The organism is Sulfurovum iocasae, from assembly GCF_047716765.1.
Classification (GTDB): domain Bacteria; phylum Campylobacterota; class Campylobacteria; order Campylobacterales; family Sulfurovaceae; genus Sulfurovum.
The window spans coordinates 2,450,024-2,465,623 of sequence record NZ_CP180410.1 but is presented as its reverse complement, the minus strand read 5'-3'; the positions used below and the strand labels follow the sequence as shown (position 1 = coordinate 2,465,623).

Here is a 15,600-nt window from a genome sequence, read left to right as displayed (position 1 = left end):
TACTTTACTACTGGGAACTTTAGTACAGGCAAATGAGAAAAGACATCAAAGCGTACAATAAGTCACACTAGAGGAGATAAAATGAAAACAAAACAGGTAGGAAGTATGTTACTTACTGGCGCACTATTGACGGCAACTCTTTATGCTAATCAACCCAGTTTTGACTGTAGCAAAATAGAAAAGGAAAGTTGCGAGGCAATTATCTGTACTTCAGATGAACTGATGGATCTTGATAGAGAACTCTCTGCAGTCTATAAGCAGGCTTTAGCAAAAGCTTCCAAAGAAGATATGCTCAAAGCCTATCAAAGAGGCTGGATCAAAGGTCGTAATGAGTGTTGGAAAGTCAAAGATGCAGAACATTATATGGCAGATATCTATCAGCATCGTATCAAAGAGCTTAAAGAGCAGTATCATCTTTCAGATACTTCAAAACAGCCTGACACTTCTAAAGGTTTTGACAAAGTACTGACTCTTCAGGGTATTACCTTTCACGTCGTTGCCACCAATGAAGGTTCACTCAACCAGTTGACGATCACTCCTAGTGGTCTGAAAATTGTAAACGAGGTTATAAAACAAGAAATAGATGGTAGTGTCACAGGTGCAGAAGTGGCAGATATCAATGGAGATGGTTCACCTGAAATTTATGTATATGTAAATTCAGCAGGAAGCGGATCATATGGTTCCCTTGTTGCTTATAGTGCCAATAACAAAAAATCACTCTCCGGGATCTATCTAGCGCCGTTGGAAGATGATAAGAAAAACAACGTTGGCTATATGGGGCATGATGAGTTTACTATCATCGAAAACAGTTTTGCAAGACGCTTCCCTGTCTATAACGAAGGTGATGCCAACTGCTGCCCAAAAGGCGGAACACGTCAACTACAATATAAACTGGTTCCGGGTGAGGCTACGTGGCAATTGAAATTAGTTAAGAGTAGTACATTTTAATTGTTACGATTGGAGTAAATATCTCTACAGATTTTGCTTTAAGTCCAACTAGGGTAAAATCGCAACAATATAATTAAGAATATAGAGGTAATGATGTTCGATACTTTAACAGATAGTTTTAAAAATGCCATAGGTAAGATTCGTTTTCATGATGATGACAAGGCGCTTAAAAAAGCAACCGCTGAACTTAAAAAATCACTTTTAAAAGCAGATGTACATCATAAAGTAGTGAAAGATCTCATTGCTACAGTTGAGACAGAGACAAAAAAACATGGTGTAGGGAAAGATAACTTTTTAAAAGCACTTCAAGATAAACTTACAGATATTCTTACGATAGAGGGTGCTCCTAAAGGGTTTACTTTTGCTTCCAAACCTCCTACAGTAGTTTTGATGATAGGTTTGCAGGGTTCCGGTAAAACGACTACTACGGGTAAACTTGCTTACTTTCTCAAAGAGCAAAAAAAGAAAAAAGTACTTGTTATCGCAGCCGATCTGCAAAGACTTGCAGCGGTTGAACAACTTAGACAGATCACCTCTGGGATAGAAGTAGAGCTGGTTGCAGATGAAAATGCTACACCTACGCAGATAGTGAAGCAGGGACTGAAAAAAGCAGAAGATGAGCTTTATGATGTAGTGCTTATAGATACGGCAGGTCGTTTGGCTATAGATGATGAGTTGATGGATGAGCTTGCAGAAGTGAAAAAAGTAGCAAATCCGGATGAACTTTTCTATGTAGCGGATGCTATGACAGGTCAAGATGCAGTACGTACAGCACAAACCTTTAAAGAAAAGATCGGTATCACCGGTGTGGTACTTTCCAAGTTTGACGGGGACTCCAAAGGTGGGGTTGCACTTGGACTTACACAGCAAGTAGGGGTACCACTTCGTTTCATCGGTGCGGGTGAGAAGATGCCTGACCTTGAACAGTTTATCTCAGACAGAATTGTAAGCCGTTTGATGGGTGCAGGGGATGTTGAGTCACTGGCAGAAAAAGCAGCCGCAGCCATTGACCCTAAAGAAGCAAAGAAAATGACCCAAAAGATCAAAAAAGGTCAATTTAACTTCAATGACTTCTTGTCACAGATGGAACAGATGAAAAAACTTGGAAGCATGAAGTCTATTATGGGAATGATCCCCGGTATGGGTAATATGGCAAAGCAGATCGGTGATATGGATCTGGAAAATTCAGATGAGATCAAAATGATCAAAGCGATGGTCTCTTCTATGACACCAAAAGAGAGAGAAAATCCGGACTTGCTCAATAATACGCGTAAAAGACGTTTAGCAGCAGGTTCAGGTCTTGGTCAAATGCAAGTCAACCGCCAACTCAAGCAGTTTAAAAATGCTGCAAAGATGGCAAAGAAGATGTCAACTAAAGGCGGCATGAAACAGATGCAGGATATGATGGCACAGATGCAAGGCGGCGGTGGTGGCGGCTTCCCTGGGATGCCTCGTTAAAAATTGTACTACGATTTTATTTCATCGAATTGTTTTCCCTTCGATAAGCTCAGGGAACAAAATGAAATGACAGAAGCTGAGCTTGTCGAAGTCAATTTAATAAAATCTTTATAATCTTTATGGTAAAATCGCGTTCCAAAAAGAATTATGAAGTGTTGATGAGTGCTTTAGTCATTAAAAAGCAGTTGTCAGTACTTTATTCCATAATGCATGACTCTTCCTCGGGTAAGCATTGAAATAAATGAAAAAATACAAGGATACAATATGACAATGATCAGAATGACAAGAATGGGTAGAAAAAAGAAGCCATTTTACAGAATCGTAGTAACAGACAGCAGAAAAAGAAGAGATGGTGGTTGGATCGAAGCAATTGGTCATTATAACCCGGTAAGCGTAAACAAAGACCTTACTCTTGATATGGAAAGATTAAACTACTGGGTAAGCGTTGGTGCACAAATGAGCCCAACAGTTAAAAGACTTGCAGGGTTAAAATAGTCCTAATGGTTAAAGGATTCCTACTCTCATACACCAAACTTTTGGTAAACAACCCTGAAGATATCTCTGTAGAGATCACTGAGGTTGATGAGGGTTTCGATGAGATCACTATCTTTGCAAACAGTGAAGATATAGGTAAACTCATCGGTAAAGAAGGAAGAATGATCAACTCGATCAAAACAGTCATCTCCGGCTGTAAAGCAAAAGGCGGTAAAAACTACCGCGTTAATGTAAAACCTGCAGAGTAATAACTATGACAGGTCTCCTTCTCAAAGAGCAAAGCTCCTTAAGAGTTCCTCTCACTAAAGCTTTGCAAAATACAAAGATAGAAAATGAGATTTTCTATGTCAAATGACGATTCTCTTATCGCTCAAATAGGGCGAACCATTGGACTTTGGGGCGATCTCAAATTTCATCTTCATACAGATTTCCCAGAACAATTCAAAGTAGGGAATACCTATAGAAGTAACCGTGGTGACCTAACTATTGCTGATATAAACTTCAAGCGTGGTATTATCCGTTTTATTGGTTATGAAAGTATTGACTCTGCGAAAAAACTGACCAATACTAAACTTTATGCCAATGAAGCACAAACCAAAGAGAGTTGTGACTTGAAAGAGGGACAACATTTTTGGTTTGATATTATAGGCTGTGTGGTTAAGCAAGATGATGAAGTACTAGGTGCCATAGAAGATATTCAGCGTATGGGTGATACTGACTATTTGGCAATTAAAACTGCTGATGTTTTGGTTGAAGCAGGATTGTCAAAAACATTTTTAATCCCTTATATAGATCGTTATGTTATCAAAGCAGATACAGATGCTAAAGAAGTTTACACAAAAGATGCTAAAGACATTTTAGAGGCTAGTTAATCCTTATGCGTTTCTCCTTCGTTACCCTTTTTCCTAACCTTATCAAAGGGTACTTTTCAGAGAGTATCTTAAAACGTGCTATCGAAGATGAGAAAATGTCTATTGATTTTTATAATCCACGTGATTTTACGACCGATAAACACAATCGTGTAGATGCACCCATGATAGGTGGTGGTGCGGGTATGCTTATGACGCCACAACCTTTAATGGATACATTAAAAAAGGTAAGAGAAGTCTCACCTAAAGCACATGTAATATTTCTCTCTCCTGTAGCGAAACCGTTTACACAAAATGATGCAAAACGCTTGGCTAAAAAAGAGCATGTAGTGTTTGTCAGTGGACGCTATGAAGGCATAGATGAACGTGTGATAGAAGCTCAGGCCGATGAACTTTTCTCTATAGGAGATTTTATCTTAACAGGTGGAGAATTAGCCAGTATGGTGGTATGTGATGCTATTGCCAGAAATGTTGATGGGGTGCTTGGAAACAGTGAATCATTAGATATCGAGAGCTTTGAATCTTTTCTTTTGGAAGCCCCTTCTTTTACGAAACCTACAGTTTATGAAAAAAGTGCAGTTGTTTCAGAGTTCTTAAAGGGTAATCATAGTAAAATCACGGACTTAAAAAGAGGGCTGGCTTTGTGTAAAACGAAGTATTTTCGCCCAGACTTATACAAAAAAGGTATAACACATGAGAAATAAATATATTGAAAGCTTTGAAAAAGCACAATTAGAAAACAGAAACGTTCCTGAATTTAGAGCGGGTGATACTTTAAGAGTTGCCGTTAGAATTAAAGAGGGTGCAAAAACAAGAGTTCAAAACTACGAAGGTCTTTGTATTGCTATCAGAGGTCAAGGTACAGGTAGAACATTCATGGTAAGAAAAATGGGTGCTAACTCTGTTGGTGTTGAGAGAATCTTCCCTCTTTATTCTGAGTCTATCGAAAGTATCGAAGTACTTAGAAAAGGTAGAATCAGAAGAGCTAAATTGTTCTATCTTAGAGAGCTTAAGGGTAAAGCAGCAAGAATCAAAGAACTTCGTAGAAAGTAATCTTTCTTCCTGCTTCACAGCATTTTCGGCTAAATGGGCTTTGTTCCGTTTGGTCACTTACTATCAGTAAGCTCCCGCTCTACACAAAACCCATTTAACCAAAACTACAGCAAATCAGAAAAAAATCTAAACTTTCTATATATACCCATTATTTAAAACTATCAAATTCGCTATAATACTTTTAAAAATTATTTAGGATACCCCTGTCATGTTATCAGCTATAAAAAACCGCTTGACATCACTTCTACAACTCATACTGGTCATCATCTATATCATCTTTGAAGAGTTGATCTGGGAGGGGATCGCCAAGCCTATTTATGAGTTTGTTCACTCTCTTAAAATTTTACAAAAAGTCGAAGTTAAACTTCATAGTGTGAATGCTTCTGTGATATTGGTTATTTTTGTTCTCTTGCTTGGTGTGGTGGAGGCTTTGGGGATATATGCCGGTATCCTTTTTGTAAGTGGTCAAGTAGTGTTGGGTATGTCACTCTACCTCTCTAAGATACCTATTGCTGCTTTTACTTTTTGGATCTTTAGGATCACTGAAGATAAACTTATGCAGTTTGGATGGTTTAAGTGGATCTATGACTGGATAATGAAAGGGATCGATTGGTTAAAATCACGTGAGATCTATATGCAAACAATGGAACGCTTGGCTATAGTGAAAGCAAGTATCAAAAAAAGTCTTAAAGCTTTTAAAGTGAAATACTTTTCTAAAGAGAGTCCTTTTATAACAAAGATCAAACGTCTCTACAAAACGGTGAAAGAGTCGCTTAGTAAGTAGTGATGATGAAAAACAGACCATTATGGTTTTGGGTTATTCCCTTAGTCCTTATTAGCAGCATTTTTGTACTTTTCAGTATAGAAGAGAGTCGTACGTTTTTTGTTGCTTTGCTTCTTCGTATGATACTTTTTATTAAAAAAAATATTCTTACCCTGTTAGCTGCTTTTTTTCTGGTAAAAGGAAAATTTGTTTTAAAGCTCTTTTTGAAAAAAATAGTTTTACTTTCTGCTACAGGTTTGAGTAAACGATATATGATCGAACGTGTATTTACCCCCAATTTTAAAATACATTTCCTTGATCATCTTAATGATGATATCAAACGATTGATCCAGCATGCAAAAGAGAATTTTTATAACTTTACTTTAGTGAAGAAGATCATTACTGTATTTACATTTATAGGTTCACTTGGTTTTGTGGGTAAGTTTATGGGTGGTATGCTTGCTGTAAAAGTTTTTGTTGCCAAAGTCTGGAGTTTCCTGCTTATTATTTTTTTAAAAGTAGGGACGGCAGTTGTTTACTTCTTCACAGATTATCTATGGGGAAGCTGGTTAGCCCCTGTTGTAGAAGTAGTCATTTTCTCCTGGTTACTCTCCTGGATGGAGAAAGTTCCTTTTTTAAACAGAGGGCTTCGTAAGATCTATGCTTTTTTACTCACTCTTTTTGGATGGATGGAATATTATATAGAAAAGGTATTTCATATCCCACTTAAACGTATTTTAAAGTGGTTAGTAAAGAAGATACAGTCTGCTATTCACAACTTTATAGGATATGATCGTGTTTCACTTTTTAAACGCTTAAAAGAGGTACGAGAGTTAAATCCGAATAAACATACAAAATTAGTGCAAAAACGTAAAGAGAGAAAAGTGAAAGAGAAAAGTTATATTTCTCCAAGAGATAGATTAAAACAGAAAAGAAAACGAAGAATCTTTTAGTAAGACCTGTTTTTCATCGCTTGGCTTGCTTCACGATCAAGTGTTTTTGCTTTCATATCTGCACGTTTATCGTGTAGCTTTTTTCCTTTGGCTATGGCAATGCTTACCTTGGCGTAATTACGCTCATTAAAATAGATCATCAAAGGTACAATGGTCAGTCCGTCTTTATGTACTTTGACATAGAGTTTCTCCAGCTGTTTTTTATGTAAAAGCAGTTTTCTTGGACTTCGTGTATCTGGGGTATAATGTTTGTGCGCAGTTTCAAGGTGTGCGATATGTGCATTCATAAGATGCAGTTCACCTTGGATAAAACGACAAAAAGCATCTGCAAGATTGGCACGTTTTGCACGCAGTGCTTTTACTTCAGCCCCAGAGAGTACAATACCTGCTTCAAACTTTTCAAGTATCTCATAATCGTGTCTGGCTTTTTTGTTTTGAGCGACGATATTAATAGCCAAAGAAGAGTCCTTTTTTGGTAGAATTATAGCATTAAAATAGAGGTTTGTGTAGATGTTAGAGATCTTATATCAAGATGAGTACTTAGTTGCTATCAATAAACCATCAGGACTGCTTGTACACAAGTCTCCTATAGACCGTCATGAAACAGAGTTTGCATTACAGATGGTGCGTGATCAGATAGGGCAATATGTCTACCCTATCCATCGTTTAGATAAGCCTACTTCAGGTGTACTTCTTTTTGCTTTGAGTGCAGAAATACTTAAAAGTATGTCTATGCTATTTCATTCACATGAAGTCAGTAAAGAGTATATTGCCATTGTACGTGGTTATACACAAGCAGAGAACCTCATAGACTACCCGCTAAAACAGATGCTAGATACCAAAGAACAAAAGAAATCAGGTATTACAAAAGAGGCACAAGAGGCTCAAACCTACTATGAGTGTTTAGCGACAGTAGAGTTACCCTATGCAGTGAGCCGTTACCCTGTCGCACGTTATTCACTTGTAAAGTTGCTACCCAAAACAGGAAGAAAACATCAACTTAGACGACATATGAAACATATCTTCCACCCCATAGTTGGAGATACAAAACATGGTAGAGGAGAACATAACATACTTTTTAGAGAAAAATTTGAGTGTCATAGGCTCTTGTTGCATTCTCATAGAGTCTCTTTTACCCATCCTATAACAAAACAGTCAGTAGAGATAGAAGCATCAGTGGATGATACATTTTATGGGCTTTTTAAAATATTTGGATGGGATAGTATTAGTTATTAGATATAATGTATTTAGATATATATAAAAGGTAAAGATATAAACAATGAGTGAAGAACATAAAAATAACCCTTTGCATGGAATCAATTTAAAACAGATCATGAATGAATTGGTTGATCAATACGGTTGGGATGAACTGGGACAACGTATAAACATTCGATGTTTCAACTATGACCCCTCCATAAACTCCTGTCTCAAATTTTTGAGAAAAACACCTTGGGCAAGAACAAAAGTTGAAAATCTGTACATTGCTATGATAAAGAAATAAACCTCTCTAAATCTCATTATAAAACCATCATATTCTGCATTAAGTTTAATTATATTATAATCTAATGATATGTAATCGCTCTAATTTTAGGTTTTAAAATGCTAAGGAGAGTAAAAATGAATGATCCTAATAGTAAAGGCAGAAGAGACTTTTTACAAAAAATGATGCAAGGTGTAGGGTATGGTGCACTGGGGATTATTGCTTGGAGTAGCTATCTGAGCCAGTCTCAGGCAAGGAACCTGACCTTAAGGCCTCCGGGTGCTCTTTTTGAGAAAGATTTTGTCAGGACATGTATCCGTTGCGGGATGTGTGTTGAAGCCTGCCCTTTTGATATACTGAAACTCTCTACTATCTCTGATCAAATCTCGATCGGGACTCCCTATTTTACGCCAAGAACAGAAGCCTGTCGTCTGTGCCCTGATATACCATGTGCATCAATCTGTCCAACACAGGCACTTGATCTAAAATCACTTACAAAAGAGAATAAACTTTCCATTACTAGTGCAAGAATGGGGCTTGCAACGATCAATACACAAACATGTTTAGCATACCTGGGGTTACAGTGTACCTTGTGTGTACGTGCCTGTCCACTCGCGGATGAGGCTATATTTCTACATAGTGAGAGAAATCCACGTACAGATATGCATGCGTTTTTAAAACCGGTGGTTAACCCTGATTTCTGTACGGGATGTGGAATGTGTGAACATGCTTGTCCTACAAAAGTAGCTTCCATAACCATATTACCGCTGGCTATCTCAAAAGGTGATATCGGTTCACATTATATTGTAGGTTGGAAAGAAGGTGATGAGGCTAGACTTGATGAAGGTTCTACAGAGGTGACACTGGAAAAAACAAAACGAAGTGAAAAAAGTGTGATCGATAACCTTGATGATGTAGAGGGCATATTGAAAGGATTGTATGATGAATAATTTTTTATATAAACATCGTTTTTTACTCTCACGAAGAATCGTACAAATAGCGTTGCTTACCATCTACTTTGGTGGAAATGTGTATGGGTGGACTGTACTGCAAGGTAACTTGAGCTCTGCACTTGTTTTTGGATTTATTCCTCTGTCTGATCCCTTTGCTACACTGCAAATGTTTTTTGCCGGTGCAGTCATCACTACAGATATTCTAATGGGAGTTGCGGTAGTTCTTTTTGTCTATAGTGTCATAGGAGGTCGTTTTTTCTGTTCTTGGGTCTGTCCTGTCAATATCATTACCGAAACGGCAGCATGGTTAAGACGTAAACTGAACTTGACAGACAAGAAGAAGCGTGTCTCATTTAGTCGTAATATTCGCTATTGGGTCATTGTAATAAGTCTTGGATTGTCATTCTTCTTCTCTTTGGCAGCTTTTGAAATGATAAGTCCTATCGGTATAGCATTTAGAGGTGTGGTATTTGGATTTGGGATGGGATGGCTTTTTCTTGTGGCTATTTTTCTTTTTGATCTTTTTTCTCAGTCCTACGGATGGTGTGGACATATCTGTCCTTTAGGTGGATTTAATACATTGATAGGACGATACAGCATTGTTAAAGTGGTACATGACAGTGATAAATGTGTACATGCACTTGAGTGTTTTAAAGTCTGTCCCGAGGTTGAAATTTTAGCAAAGGTAGGTAGGGAAAGTGTACCTATAGGTGGTGCTTGCATCAAATGTGGTCGTTGCATTGAATCCTGTCCGAGTGATGCCTTTCAAGTGTCCATTGTAAATATGGCAAAAGGATAGATGATGAAAAATATTTTACTCATAATAGTCTTGTTTTTTACGATCGTTTCTGCAAAAGAGATAGGTCCCTATAAGTATGTCAAAGCAAGTGAAGCAGTGACAGATTTTGTGAAGGTAGACAATCTTTTGATCATAGGTACAGAGGAGGGAATTATTGATATTTATGATCTTGAAAAAGATCAACTCATAGATCAGGTCAAACTTCCGAAAGTAAAAAATATCTTTGGTGATGATATACGATCATTGATCACAAGTGTGGATTATTATCAAGGTAAGATCATATTTATAAAACGTTTGCTTAGTGGATATCATGAACTCTATCTTTATGAAAACAAAAAATTGATCAAGCTAGTTGATGCCTCTCAATATTTTTCACTTAAAAAAGTAAAATTTGTGAATGAGCAGAGTGCGATCATAGGTTTTATGAGTAATGAACTTATGTTATATGATTTGAAAAATAGAAAAATAGTCTATAAAAAACAGTACAATTTAGCGAGTTTATCTGATATTGTTCTTGATGAAAAAAGAGAGTATGTTTTTACGGCAGATGAAACACCACAGATCAGTAAAATAGATATTTTGACTGGAAAAGTGGTGCAGAAGTTTTTTAAGGCCAATAAACGGGATATATTCTCGATAGATTATAAAAATGGAAAGCTTCTGAGTGGAGGTAAAGACAGACGTGTCATCTTATATCAAACACCGGAGAAATACTCTATGACCAAAGGAGACTTTTTTATTTATGATGCTGCATTAAATCCTGATGCCACAAAGGCGGCTTTTGTAAAAAATGAAGAGAATGATATCTCTGTTATAGATACCGGTAGCATGGAAGAGATAATGCTTTTAAAAGGACATGCTCAAACCATTTTAAAAATAGATTTTCATACCTCAAATGAGCTGATCTCTGCTGATGAAGATGATCGGCTTATGTTTTGGAGGCTGGAGTAGCCTCTTTTTAGTACTCTTTTAATGCGTTATTGATCTGAACATATGCTACAATAGGAGTAGTCTCAAAGTAAGGGATATTATGCTTTTTTGCAAAATCTTTAGTCATTTTTTGTACTTTGAGAAGGTTGAAGCGGGGTGCTTTTGGAAAGAGGTGGTGTTCTATCTGTGTGTTAAGTCCGCCGTAGAACCAGTGTACAAAACTACCACCAGAGAGTGAACGGCTTGTTCTCATCTGCAGTTCCAACCATGAGAGTTTCTTACCCTCTTCTTCATCAAATGTTTCACATCCTAAGTGGTTGGTAATGAAACCAAAGGCTAACCAAGGGGAGAGTACAAAGTTCATTGTAAGTGCTACATACAATGTATTTAATGCACCTATCTGGTAAATAAGTGTTCCCCAGATAAGTGGCCAGTGAAGCAACATAAGTGTAAACTCACCCCATAGTTTGCGTTTGATAACAAAACTGTAAGATTGTGCGATGAACGCAGGAAACATGAAGAACATAGAACCCCAAAAGATGAGGTATTTGTATTTTTTGATGAAAGGACTATCGCCTTTATTTGGTGTAAAAGCACCATCAAGTGCACGGATATCTTCATCTTTTTCTATAATGTTGCAGTAGGTGTGGTGATTGACATTATGTTTATAGTCCCACCATGAAGAGGAGTTACTCAAGATAAATGCAGAAAAAGGATAGCTGAGTTTTTTTGAGAGTGATTTACTTTTAAAATACTGTGTATGTAAAATATCATGAGAGACAAAGACAGAACGTGTAAAAACAAGTGTCATAAAGAGACCTAAAAGAACAGGGTTCCATAGGGGTGCGGTAACGAGTGCAACTGTAATAGAAATGATGACAGCTATCATTTCTATGGATCCGCGAACAGGTATACGCTCCAATAAACCTGCTTTACGTACTTCGGATTTTAGTTCATCGAAGATATCTGGATATGGGGTAGTAGTTGTAGACATAGAAATACCTCTATTCTATTTTATTGAGATTATTATAACTTTTATACATTAAGATAATGTAAAAGAGAATATCAGTTGTTCTTTAGTCTGAAAAACGTACTCCCACTCCCAGAAAAGAACCAGCCTTCCCTATCTAACTCTTCTAGCTCTGGGTATGCAACAAGAGCTGCTGGATAGAGATCGTTGAGGGCTATGGGATCGGGTACTAAATTTAACAGAGTTCTGGAGTCCAGTCTTTCCCAGCCAAAGAATGAAGCAAGAGAGATGTATTGCAGTAAGTATTTGTTGAAAGTTTTATAGACGATAGTAGTGTCACAACCTATCTCTGGAATGTAGAGTTCAAATTCTAAAGGGGCTTCTTCAAAGGCTTCGACTATTTCACCAAAGCCAGATACATTTGCAGAAGGGTAATTATAGATGAAGAAGGGGAGATCAGCACCTATGGTGCTTCCTATTTTGGCTAATGCTTCAGTATCTATTTGTAGATCACAAACCTCATTGGCTAATCGCATGAAAGCTGCAGCATCTGAACTTCCTCCTCCTAAACCTGCTTGGCTTGGGATTTTTTTTGTTACTACTACTTTATGCTTTGCAAAAAAGTTAGATAACTCTTCACTGTTGCCGTGCTTCAATAAGGCACTGTATGCTTTGTAAATAGTATTGGATTTGGTAGGAACATCATCACAACCTTCTATGGTAAAGGAGTCGCATTCACATGGTTCAAAAGTGATGGTGTCATAGAGGTCTTCTACTCGTACAAATCTTGAGAGTAGGGTATGATAGCCGTCTTTATGTCCTGTGATCTTTAAAAAGATGTTTACTTTTGCGTGGGCTTTGATAGTGTGCATTAAATTTCCTCAAATTTTGGTATTCTGTTAAATCTATATTTAACTGTTTCATCAAGTATTTCAATAATAGAAAAGAAGTTTGAAGTTTCTATGAGGTAAACACCATCTTCTTTAGTCTCAAAATACTCTACAGAGAGCTTTTTCCCTAATTCCATATATTCCTCTTCCCCTGTATAAATATTAGAAGGAAGGGCTAAATGTGTGAATGGATCTAGAGCTTTTTCATCAGCATAATAAAACTGTCCTTCATGGATACGATGTAAGCTTGAAAGTGTACCATCAACTTCTAGCATATCTGCTATGAGTGAACCAAGACTGCGAATGTAGGTACCTTCACTTACTTTGGCTTCAAAGTGTACAAAAGGGTGATTATAGTTGATGAGTTTTATATCGTATATGGTTGAGGTGATGGTCTTAAGCTCTACCTTTTCACCTGCTCGTGCAAGTTCATAGGCACGTTTGCCGTTTATCTTTTTTGCACAAAACTTGGGAGGGTAATAAGTGAGTTCACCTTTTAAAGAGAGTAAAACTTCTTCTATCTTCTCTTTGGGAAAGGGTACTACTTCTTTAATGCTGTCTACTTGCTCGATATCTAAACTAGGAGAGTTAGCCCCTAACCATAAAGTTGCGTTATAGCTTTTAGGTGTTTTGTTGAGGTATTGAAAGAGTTTTGTGTATTGACCTGTGGCTACGATAAGGCAACCTGTAGCAAAAGGGTCAAGTGTACCTGAGAAACCTACTTTTTTTGTGTTGTATTTACGTTTAACATAACCCATATACCCATTGGATGTACGGAAGATAGGCTTGTTTACTACAAAGAGACGGTTCAATTATTTTCCTGTAGGGTGTGTTTGCCAACGCACCTTTGATTTTATATTAAATTTTATTTGTGTTTTTGGTGCGTTGGCAAACGCACCCTACATCATATCGATTGTACGAAAGAGCTAAGTATCTCTTTCTTATTCCCACCAAAGTTAATGAGAAGTTTATACTCTTTCCCAGACTTATTGGCTGCCTGTACCCGCCCTATACCAAAGATCTTATGTTTAACAAGATCACCTTTTTTAAAGGCTGAACTCTTTGTGATCTTGAGGCTGGTATCTTGAATAAGCCCTGCTTCACCCAGGAAACGACTCTTGTCTATCATTTTACGACGACCTTTATAGAAACGACTGTCAACATAACAAAGGGTAAGGTCTGACTTGGCTCTGGTGATAGCCACATAGCCTAAGCGACGCTCCTCTTCCATGTTGCACCCCTCACCAAGAAGGGGGAAGAACTCCTCTTCAAGACCGATGACAAAGAGGTGTTCAAATTCTAAGCCCTTTGCAGCATGGATACTCATAATGATGATAGCATCTTCTTCTATCTGGTCTTGGTCACTTTGCAATGAAATGTCATTGAGAAATTCATCCAGTGTAAGATCCGGGTTTTTAATGACAGCATCTCTAAAGTATCCGTAAAACTCGTCGATATTCAAGATACGGTCAAAACCGTCGACCATCCCTGCATAGTGGTCTTTAAGTTTGATGCGTTCTTCAAAAAGTGTGATAAAGTTTCCAAGAGTGTTTTCTATCTCTTCTTGTAACACTTTTATATCTTCAACCAGTTTAGTAAGTGCAGTAGCCACTTTTTTACTGATCACTATAGGCAATTTACCACTTACGCTTTGTTCTATATAACTATAAAGTGAAAGATGTGCATCAAAAGCAGCCTTCTGAAGCTTCTCTATAGATGCTTTACCAATGCCCCGTTTGGGTTTGTTAATAATACGCAGTAGTGAAAAATCATCATGTGGATTGGCAAGCACTCTAAAGTAGGAGATGATATCTTTTATCTCAGCACGTTCATAAAAACGCATACCACCGATGAGCTTGAAGCCTAATCCCTCTTTGGTAAAGCCCTCTTCAAGAGAACGTGAAAGTGCATTGATACGGTAAAGTACAGCTATTTCATCAGGGTCAGCACCTTTGTCTATGAGTTTGTGTATTTGATGTGCGATGGCTTTAGCTTCCATAGACTCGTCGAGTGAGTGGAGTAGTTTGACATCTTCACCTTTTCCTTTATGTGAGGTAAGTTTCTTCCCTAGGCGTGTTGAGTTGTGTTCTATAAGTGTATTTGCTGCTTGTAAGATAGGGTTTGTTGAACGGTAGTTGGTTTCAAGCTTCACGGTTTTCGTATTTTTAAAGTTGTCTGCAAACTCTAAGATATTACGGATATTTGCACCTCTCCAGCCATAAATACTCTGGTCATCATCACCCACAACACAGAGATTCCCGTGCTCAGAGCAAAGATGTTCAAGAAGGCGGAACTGCAATTCATTGGTATCTTGGTACTCATCAACCATAATGTACTTGTATCTGTTACTGGTCTCTTTACGCAGCCCCTCATGTTCATCAAGTATTTTATATGTCAGCATAAGAAGATCATCAAAATCGACAAGATTATTCTCTTCGATATTTGCCTGATAAAGCGCATAAATTTTTGCTACTTTTTTATAGTCTGCAAGTTCGGCTTTCTGAATGACTACCTCAGGAGAAAGTAGTGAGTTCTTGTATTTTGAGATCTCAGAGGCGATAAATGAGATGTTGAGGTCGATTTTTAACTCTTTGGCAATGGAGCGCAGGAGACGCTTTTTATCATCACTGTCGATGATGACAAAAGAGTTACTTCGTCCCAGTTTTTCAATATGGAATTTTAAAAAAAGTAAGCCAAACTTATGAAAAGTACATAAAAGTGGAGGGTAAGAGACTTTAGCTGGCATCAATTTAAGTGCACGTTCTCTCATTTGAGAAGCAGCTTTATTGGTAAAAGTAAGTGTTAAAGTGTTGGCAGGATCTATGCCAACCTCTCCTACAAGGTATGCAAGTCTTGCAGTAAGGGTTTTGGTTTTTCCACTTCCCGCACCAGCAAGGATAAGCATCGCACCATCGATATGTTCAACCGCTTCACGTTGTGATGGATTGAGTTCGTTTAATATATTTTCCATAAGTATATTACTCTCCTATATAGTATTTATTATATCGTTAAAATGTTTAAGTCTAAATTCTACCTTTA

19 protein-coding genes are annotated in these 15,600 nt (G+C 37.5%); 14 read left to right on the top strand and 5 right to left on the bottom strand.

Going from position 1 to position 15,600, the window contains the following annotated elements; all coding sequences use genetic code 11:
• Positions 1 to 81 precede the first annotated feature (81 nt).
• The 9 genes from ACLHDG_RS12075 (at position 82) to ACLHDG_RS12035 (ending at position 6,539) form a co-directional block, all read left to right on the top strand.
• Positions 82 to 948, top strand: coding sequence for a PliI family lysozyme inhibitor of I-type lysozyme (locus ACLHDG_RS12075; RefSeq protein ID WP_415406494.1), 867 nt, complete (start codon positions 82 to 84; stop codon positions 946 to 948).
• A 93-nt stretch (positions 949 to 1,041) separates the two neighbouring features.
• Positions 1,042 to 2,406 (top strand): signal recognition particle protein, encoded by a 1,365-nt coding sequence (ffh, locus tag ACLHDG_RS12070; protein WP_415406493.1) that lies wholly within the window; start codon positions 1,042 to 1,044, stop codon positions 2,404 to 2,406.
• 264 nt (positions 2,407 to 2,670) lie between these two features.
• The gene (gene rpsP, locus ACLHDG_RS12065) at positions 2,671 to 2,901 is read left to right on the top strand and encodes a 30S ribosomal protein S16 (RefSeq protein ID WP_415406492.1); all 231 of its coding nucleotides are present in this window, start codon (positions 2,671 to 2,673) and stop codon (positions 2,899 to 2,901) included.
• Positions 2,902 to 2,906: 5 nt separating this feature from the next.
• Positions 2,907 to 3,149 carry a KH domain-containing protein gene (locus ACLHDG_RS12060; protein ID WP_415406491.1) on the top strand — a complete coding sequence of 81 codons (243 nt, stop codon included), beginning with the start codon at positions 2,907 to 2,909 and terminating at the stop codon, positions 3,147 to 3,149.
• 84 nt (positions 3,150 to 3,233) lie between these two features.
• The gene (rimM, locus tag ACLHDG_RS12055) at positions 3,234 to 3,773 is read left to right on the top strand and encodes a ribosome maturation factor RimM (protein WP_415406490.1); all 540 of its coding nucleotides are present in this window, start codon (positions 3,234 to 3,236) and stop codon (positions 3,771 to 3,773) included.
• A gap of 5 nt (positions 3,774 to 3,778) precedes the next feature.
• Positions 3,779 to 4,474 (top strand): tRNA (guanosine(37)-N1)-methyltransferase TrmD, encoded by a 696-nt coding sequence (gene trmD / locus ACLHDG_RS12050; protein WP_415406489.1) that lies wholly within the window; start codon positions 3,779 to 3,781, stop codon positions 4,472 to 4,474.
• A complete protein-coding gene (rplS, locus tag ACLHDG_RS12045; protein ID WP_415406488.1) occupies positions 4,464 to 4,823 on the top strand; it encodes a 50S ribosomal protein L19 in 360 nt (119 codons plus the stop codon). Before trmD ends, rplS begins: the two co-directional genes overlap by 11 nt.
• A 208-nt stretch (positions 4,824 to 5,031) precedes the next feature.
• Positions 5,032 to 5,607, top strand: coding sequence for a hypothetical protein (locus ACLHDG_RS12040; protein WP_415406487.1), 576 nt, complete (start codon positions 5,032 to 5,034; stop codon positions 5,605 to 5,607).
• 5 nt (positions 5,608 to 5,612) lie between these two features.
• Positions 5,613 to 6,539 carry a hypothetical protein gene (locus tag ACLHDG_RS12035; protein WP_415406486.1) on the top strand — a complete coding sequence of 309 codons (927 nt, stop codon included), beginning with the start codon at positions 5,613 to 5,615 and terminating at the stop codon, positions 6,537 to 6,539.
• Here ACLHDG_RS12035 and smpB read toward each other — a convergent pair.
• A complete protein-coding gene (gene smpB / locus ACLHDG_RS12030; protein WP_415406484.1) occupies positions 6,536 to 6,997 on the bottom strand; it encodes an SsrA-binding protein SmpB in 462 nt (153 codons plus the stop codon). The two genes, ACLHDG_RS12035 and smpB, sit on opposite strands and share 4 nt — an antisense overlap.
• Before the next feature lie 52 nt (positions 6,998 to 7,049).
• On the opposite strand from smpB, the gene truC reads away from it, so the two are divergent.
• The 5 genes from truC (at position 7,050) to ACLHDG_RS12005 (ending at position 10,722) form a co-directional block, all read left to right on the top strand.
• The gene (gene truC / locus ACLHDG_RS12025; RefSeq protein WP_415406483.1) at positions 7,050 to 7,775 is read left to right on the top strand and encodes a tRNA pseudouridine(65) synthase TruC; all 726 of its coding nucleotides are present in this window, start codon (positions 7,050 to 7,052) and stop codon (positions 7,773 to 7,775) included.
• A 43-nt stretch (positions 7,776 to 7,818) separates the two neighbouring features.
• The gene (locus ACLHDG_RS12020; protein WP_415406482.1) at positions 7,819 to 8,040 is read left to right on the top strand and encodes a VF530 family DNA-binding protein; all 222 of its coding nucleotides are present in this window, start codon (positions 7,819 to 7,821) and stop codon (positions 8,038 to 8,040) included.
• A 116-nt stretch (positions 8,041 to 8,156) separates the two neighbouring features.
• Positions 8,157 to 8,969, top strand: a complete 813-nt coding sequence (gene napG / locus ACLHDG_RS12015; RefSeq protein WP_415406481.1) for a ferredoxin-type protein NapG — start codon at positions 8,157 to 8,159, stop codon at positions 8,967 to 8,969.
• Positions 8,962 to 9,771 (top strand): quinol dehydrogenase ferredoxin subunit NapH, encoded by an 810-nt coding sequence (gene napH, locus ACLHDG_RS12010; protein ID WP_415406480.1) that lies wholly within the window; start codon positions 8,962 to 8,964, stop codon positions 9,769 to 9,771. The genes napG and napH overlap by 8 nt, the downstream gene beginning before the upstream one ends.
• 3 nt (positions 9,772 to 9,774) lie before the next feature.
• Complete coding sequence (locus tag ACLHDG_RS12005) at positions 9,775 to 10,722, top strand: hypothetical protein (RefSeq protein ID WP_415406479.1); 948 nt, start codon at positions 9,775 to 9,777, stop codon at positions 10,720 to 10,722.
• 7 nt (positions 10,723 to 10,729) lie between these two features.
• Here the strand turns inward: ACLHDG_RS12005 and ACLHDG_RS12000 are convergent, their stop codons facing one another.
• The 4 genes from ACLHDG_RS12000 to ACLHDG_RS11985 all read right to left on the bottom strand — a co-directional run bounded on the left by ACLHDG_RS12000 (position 10,730) and on the right by ACLHDG_RS11985 (position 15,532).
• A complete protein-coding gene (locus tag ACLHDG_RS12000; RefSeq protein ID WP_415406478.1) occupies positions 10,730 to 11,695 on the bottom strand; it encodes an acyl-CoA desaturase in 966 nt (321 codons plus the stop codon).
• A gap of 71 nt (positions 11,696 to 11,766) precedes the next feature.
• A complete protein-coding gene (locus tag ACLHDG_RS11995) occupies positions 11,767 to 12,543 on the bottom strand; it encodes a 4-(cytidine 5'-diphospho)-2-C-methyl-D-erythritol kinase (protein ID WP_415406477.1) in 777 nt (258 codons plus the stop codon).
• Positions 12,543 to 13,373 carry a tRNA pseudouridine(55) synthase TruB gene (truB, locus tag ACLHDG_RS11990; protein ID WP_415406476.1) on the bottom strand — a complete coding sequence of 277 codons (831 nt, stop codon included), beginning with the start codon at positions 13,371 to 13,373 and terminating at the stop codon, positions 12,543 to 12,545. The genes ACLHDG_RS11995 and truB overlap by 1 nt, the downstream gene beginning before the upstream one ends.
• A gap of 92 nt (positions 13,374 to 13,465) precedes the next feature.
• Positions 13,466 to 15,532 (bottom strand): ATP-dependent helicase, encoded by a 2,067-nt coding sequence (locus ACLHDG_RS11985; protein ID WP_415406475.1) that lies wholly within the window; start codon positions 15,530 to 15,532, stop codon positions 13,466 to 13,468.
• Positions 15,533 to 15,600: the final 68 nt, after the last annotated feature.